Source organism: Roseivirga sp. UBA1976, from assembly GCF_002336325.1.
In the GTDB taxonomy this organism is placed as follows: Bacteria; Bacteroidota; Bacteroidia; order Cytophagales; family Cyclobacteriaceae; genus Roseivirga; species Roseivirga thermotolerans.
In genome coordinates this window covers 1-4733 of sequence record NZ_DDDQ01000156.1, presented here as the reverse complement: position 1 = coordinate 4733, position 4733 = coordinate 1, and the positions used below count along the sequence as shown (strand labels likewise).

Below are 4733 nucleotides of genomic sequence, written 5' to 3'. Positions count from 1 at the left end.
GTTGGTCTCCCTTCCGCCTATGTAGGTTTCATCGGCCTCTACCATATTGTTCTCACCTAACATTGCAGGAGCTTTCTCCTTCAGCATCTCACGTATTCTGTGAAGCACGAACCAAGCCGTCTTCTGGGTTATTCCTAGGTCAATTGATAGTTGAACGCTGCTTATTCCTTTCTTGTGGTTGGTGGCTAGCCATATAGCTGCAAACCATGTCCTAAAAGGGATCTTACTGCTCTGAAAGATTGTCCCGACCTTTACAGTAAACTTCTTATCGCAAGAACTGTCTGAACATCTCCAGCCCCTGTTGGTCTTGTAGGGCTTTTCCTTACCGCAATGAGGACAGGTTGGATTTCCTCCCCAGCGGATTTTTTCATAATACTCAATGGCTGTTTGTTCTTCCTTGAAGTAGTCTAACAACTGGGGCAACGATTTGAAGTTCATAACGATTCGTGTTTGAGCTATAAATATAATAAATTGTATTATATTAAATAACTTTGTTGATACTAATTTAAAATTAATTGCATTTTTATAATTACAATTATAATTATTTATCTTATCAACTTTTTCGTTACAGAACAAACGCTTATATTTGTAATGCAAAAGGGATAGCTCTCACTACCCCTTTTGACCTCTAGGCTAGTAGAGGTTTTTTATAAAAGAGTTGAGTATACTAAACTCGGTGTAGGACTGGCTAATGAGACCATCTTTCACCCTCTAACAAATCATTTCGGGAGACCCTTTGGGGTCTCTTTTTGATTTGTTGATAGCAAAGGTATAGAACAGATTTTTAAATGTTCGAAAAACCGTAAAATCACGCCACTTTCAGTTTCTTGAAAAGCACAAAAAATCAGCCAATACAATGAGTAGAGGCCGATTTAAAAAATTTTAGGGTGGAAATTAAATGGGTAAAATAAGCTACAATTCTACCGTTGCGAGGCACTTGAATGTGCTTTTTAAATTAGAGCTTTGCTTGTCGTCTAGTTCAATGATTACTTCCCCTTTGTCGGTCTTGAACTTAATACTTTTGACCTCCTTTTCTATGAGAGCTCTCAACCCTTCAATAGAACCCTGACCGAATACAACAGTATAGCCTCCTTCACAATCACTGGGGAATGAGTTGTTGAGTTTTGAGTTAGTTCCATCCTTATAGGTGACTATCATGGGTTCATTACCTTTCAGGCAGACACTGGCTTCTTCATTCAATAGAACACCAAAGCTTATTCTGCGCTCCTGAAGGATAAGCCCTATGGCGAAAACGTCCTCTCCCTTTTTAATGATTATCCTCTCGTTCTGTTGGGCGAATTTTATTCCTTGAAGGGTCTTGACCGTTATGTACTTTGAACAGTCATCCTGCCCTGAGCATAGAAAGCCCATAAGGCACAAAAGTGTAACTAGTGCGGTTTTCATTTTGGCAATTTTTAAGTTGTTGAAAAGAAAAAAGATAGCGTGGTCTTTAATCTACACTGCCAACTTAGGGTATCGCCAAACACCCGTATCTCACAATGCAGACAAAACCACGCATATGGGCGTGGTAATAATCTCGCATTCGTAAGACACTTTTAAACTTGGCGATTTCTAAGTTGTCGAACACAGATTAGTACTCACTAATATCCTTGGCCTTAAATTTAATAAAAATTCCCTCCGGCCAGCCTTTTGTATATCAAAGTTATTTTTGGATTATTTTTATTAACTTTATAATCCTAAAAGGGACAATTTTTGAGGAGTTAAAGAACCCCTCGTTTAACAGTTTGGAAATAGCTATTATGGGGTTGTGCTGCTTTGAGCAAATGAGGCGTTAAGCAGTAAACCTTTCAACCTGTATATTCTTGCAGGTCTTCTTAACGATTTTCAAACTTAACAATTCTTAGAGAGAGAGGGAGATGTTGAGCATTTCCCTTTTTCTTAAAGGAAAAGAACCAAGGGAGTTATCCGTTCCAGTTTACGACACTGGGGATTTCGTTTAGTTCTTTCACTATTGAAACTAAAGACCTTTACAAGTAGGGATGAACCTTTAGTCTTATTAACAATTTGGTTCAAAGGAGGAGGTGTTCATAAGCCTCCTTCTTCTCTAACTGTAAAGGTAATGAAAATAAATCTTAATTCTCTTTAAAGAGGCCTTTAGGGGTGGGTGTTCAGGTTACACCCTTTATGTATATAAACGCCCCTTTACTTACCTGCTATGTTTCTGAAAAATACGCTGAACCGGCCGACTGGAACCGACTGGTAAAAGCGTGGTCTATTCTGAATCGGCTCCGTCCGGCCGACATTAACATTGTATTGCTTACGGACTATCTGACAGCCGGAGCACACTACAGCCTGAGGGCTGAAATAAACCTTCCTACGTTGTGGCCCTCTGAGGGCATAAAACAACTTCAGAAAAGCTTTCTCGAGTTGGTACAGGATATTGTGGGCATTCCTGAAGAAGATGTTTTTATAATGACTCAACGGGTAGAATCAGGACATGTAATGGACCGTGGAAAACTGGAGGAATGGTGAAATACGGAGCCTTCATACTCTTTCTATGCGTTGGTCTGAAGGCCATAGGCCAGCAAGGCACATTTCTACGCCTGGGTACGGGGGTGCAAACCGTGCAGTCGTACGATCTAGCCGGGTCTCCCCTCAGCTATTCCGGATATGGTTTCCCGCTTACTCTGGGAGCTTCCCTAAACACTCGGCAATACACGCACCGGCTCAATATACAAGCCACTTCGAGTCTTTTAACCAACGCCTACCCCATGCGCACAAAGGTGGGTACTGAAACAAGGGAATGGCATTGGGTGGATATTAGCTATACCTTACTTTACAGCCTCAAACAAAAATCGCTGTGGGTACATTCCCTGGGTGGCTCATTGCGTTCCACCACTTTTTTCAGAGTCTATACTCCTTTGGATGGCTATAGCTGGGAGTCGGTCAACGGTTTGTTTGCGGTGTATAGTGGCGCCTATTTACCGGGTAAAGAACAAGTAGGCTGGCAGGTGCAGCTTCCTATACTAGCCTACCTTCACCGCCCACAGTTCACTTTAGATGAAGTTTTTCTGGCCGACCTTTTTCAGAAAAAGGGTATAGTAAAATACGGTGAGTGGTCATTACCCTTCAATGGCTTTTGGCAATATACCTTACAGGTTTTCTATGCTCGGGAGCTCTCTGATGCACTCAGCCTGCGCTCCGAACTAATGTTCGAGCATTACAAAATTAATTATCCCAACGTGTCTAAAGGCATACGCCTGCAATGGTTGGTTCTATTGGAATATCGGTTGTAAGTATGAAAGAATGGATTGCCCTGATTTTCGTCCTATTACTAAACGGCTGCCTGATGGAAGAAGCCGAAAGGAGTAATAAAGAATTGGTTTTAAGGCATTTGTATGAAACCACCAAGGCATACTATGCCAACTTTGACCAACGACCGGATTTTGAAGCGGCTTACCGGCTGGCTCAAGACGAGCTAAATGCCCAAACTACAGAAAGCGAATTTTTTGTTATTTGCTCCCGACTACTTGCCAGTCTTGAGGATCCGCACATTCGTTTGGTAACACCCGACAGCACCTTTCTTACCTTCAATTACCTAAACTATGAGCGAACGGTTGATTTAGCCCGAATTAAAAACCACTATCTGCAGGACTTATATTCTGAAAACAGTCGGGCAGTTTATGGTCGGTTGGAACAAAATATTGGCTACCTCTACCTGCCTGACTTTACTGACTGGACAATCTACAACCAACCTCCACCCGAAATTCAGGAGGCTATGAACGCCCTGCGTTCCACGAGTGGGCTAATAATAGACCTACGCAACAACGATGGCGGCAGCGCTATATATGCTCAGGCTCTTGCCGCCTACTTTACACAAAACCAGCTTTTGTGGCATCAATCGTTCAATAAAAACGGACCACTACCCAACGATTTCGATAAGGCCTATCAGTGGTTCGTCAATCCTTCAATTCATTATTACTACAACAAACCGGTGATAGTGCTCACCAGCCGCTATACAGTAAGTGCGGGAGAACGGTTTGTACTGGCCATGAAGCTCCTGGAAAACGCTACGGTAATAGGACAGCGCACAGCAGGGTCCCAGGGCTCGGTGAGGGGATTCGAAATGCTCAATGGCTGGTGGTTCTCCCTTACGTTCGAGAAAATTCTGGATGCTAATGGCTACAACTGGGACTATTTGGGCATTGCCCCGGATCGGGAAATAAATACTACGCTAAGCCAATTTCCGGAGGGTAAAGACCCTTTGTTGGAGGAGGCCATGGAAGAGCTTGGCCATTAAGCGTAACAGCTACCACCTGGCCTTTTTGCCTCGTACGTCTACATGAATGAAACCACTATGCCGACTATTTTTCTTGTAAAAGCCCAGGCCACCAATAAACTTTTTGTACTCCTGCTTATTGTATTCTGCCTCTACAAGGTTATAGAAGTAGCGCACGTCCTTATCGTTTACTACCCCATCATTGTTAAGATCGTCCATTTGTCCGTCTCCATTCTGATCAATAAAAATATCGGCAGCCCCGCCCCACACGTGGCGACTGTAGGGCACATTACCAATGGACTTGTTATAGAAAGGGGTACGATAGCCGCTAATGAAGCCAAAGGTTTCGATGGCGAGACCTTCTGCCTGAGCAATGGCCAACAGGTATTCCAACTTGAGCAGTAAACGTTCTCTCACAATTAGGTACTTGGGGTAACCTCCGGCTTGCTTACACAAAACTGGCTTATGTTGAAATGTGGAGTGAGTTGAAGGT

6 protein-coding genes are annotated in these 4733 nt (G+C 43.0%); 3 read left to right on the top strand and 3 right to left on the bottom strand.

From position 1 onward, the window contains the following. Both B3763_RS15860 and B3763_RS15855 read right to left on the bottom strand, forming a co-directional pair. A partial coding sequence (locus tag B3763_RS15860) for an IS1595 family transposase (RefSeq protein WP_286747728.1) occupies positions 1 to 438 on the bottom strand: 438 nt, incomplete at its 3' end. Between the two features lie 474 nt (positions 439 to 912). Then, positions 913 to 1404 (bottom strand): hypothetical protein, encoded by a 492-nt coding sequence (locus B3763_RS15855; RefSeq protein WP_286747726.1) that lies wholly within the window; start codon positions 1402 to 1404, stop codon positions 913 to 915. A 741-nt stretch (positions 1405 to 2145) separates the two neighbouring features. Here B3763_RS15855 and B3763_RS15850 point away from each other — a divergent pair. The 3 genes from B3763_RS15850 to B3763_RS15840 are packed head-to-tail and all read left to right on the top strand — an operon-like array spanning position 2146 to position 4261. Continuing rightward, positions 2146 to 2493: a hypothetical protein gene (locus B3763_RS15850; RefSeq protein ID WP_286747725.1), complete on the top strand. Its 348-nt coding sequence runs from the start codon at positions 2146 to 2148 to the stop codon at positions 2491 to 2493. Continuing rightward, entirely contained in the window at positions 2487 to 3257 is a 771-nt protein-coding gene (locus B3763_RS15845; RefSeq protein WP_286747723.1) for a hypothetical protein, read from the top strand. The genes B3763_RS15850 and B3763_RS15845 overlap by 7 nt, the downstream gene beginning before the upstream one ends. Positions 3258 to 3310: 53 nt before the next feature. Further along, positions 3311 to 4261, top strand: coding sequence for a S41 family peptidase (locus B3763_RS15840; RefSeq protein ID WP_286747721.1), 951 nt, complete (start codon positions 3311 to 3313; stop codon positions 4259 to 4261). Positions 4262 to 4270: 9 nt separating this feature from the next. On the opposite strand, the gene B3763_RS15835 is transcribed toward B3763_RS15840, so the two are convergent. Next, positions 4271 to 4733 (bottom strand): D-Ala-D-Ala carboxypeptidase family metallohydrolase (locus tag B3763_RS15835; protein ID WP_286747718.1); only part of this gene is annotated, 463 nt, incomplete at its 5' end.

Coding starts and splice junctions, on each gene's coding strand:
- B3763_RS15840 (WP_286747721.1), top strand. CDS start 3,311: ATGGAAGAAGCCGAAAGGAGTAATAAAGAATTGGTTTTAAGGCATTTG.
- B3763_RS15850 (WP_286747725.1), top strand. CDS start 2,146: ATGTATATAAACGCCCCTTTACTTACCTGCTATGTTTCTGAAAAATAC.
- B3763_RS15845 (WP_286747723.1), top strand. CDS start 2,487: ATGGTGAAATACGGAGCCTTCATACTCTTTCTATGCGTTGGTCTGAAG.
- B3763_RS15855 (WP_286747726.1), bottom strand. CDS start 1,404: ATGAAAACCGCACTAGTTACACTTTTGTGCCTTATGGGCTTTCTATGC.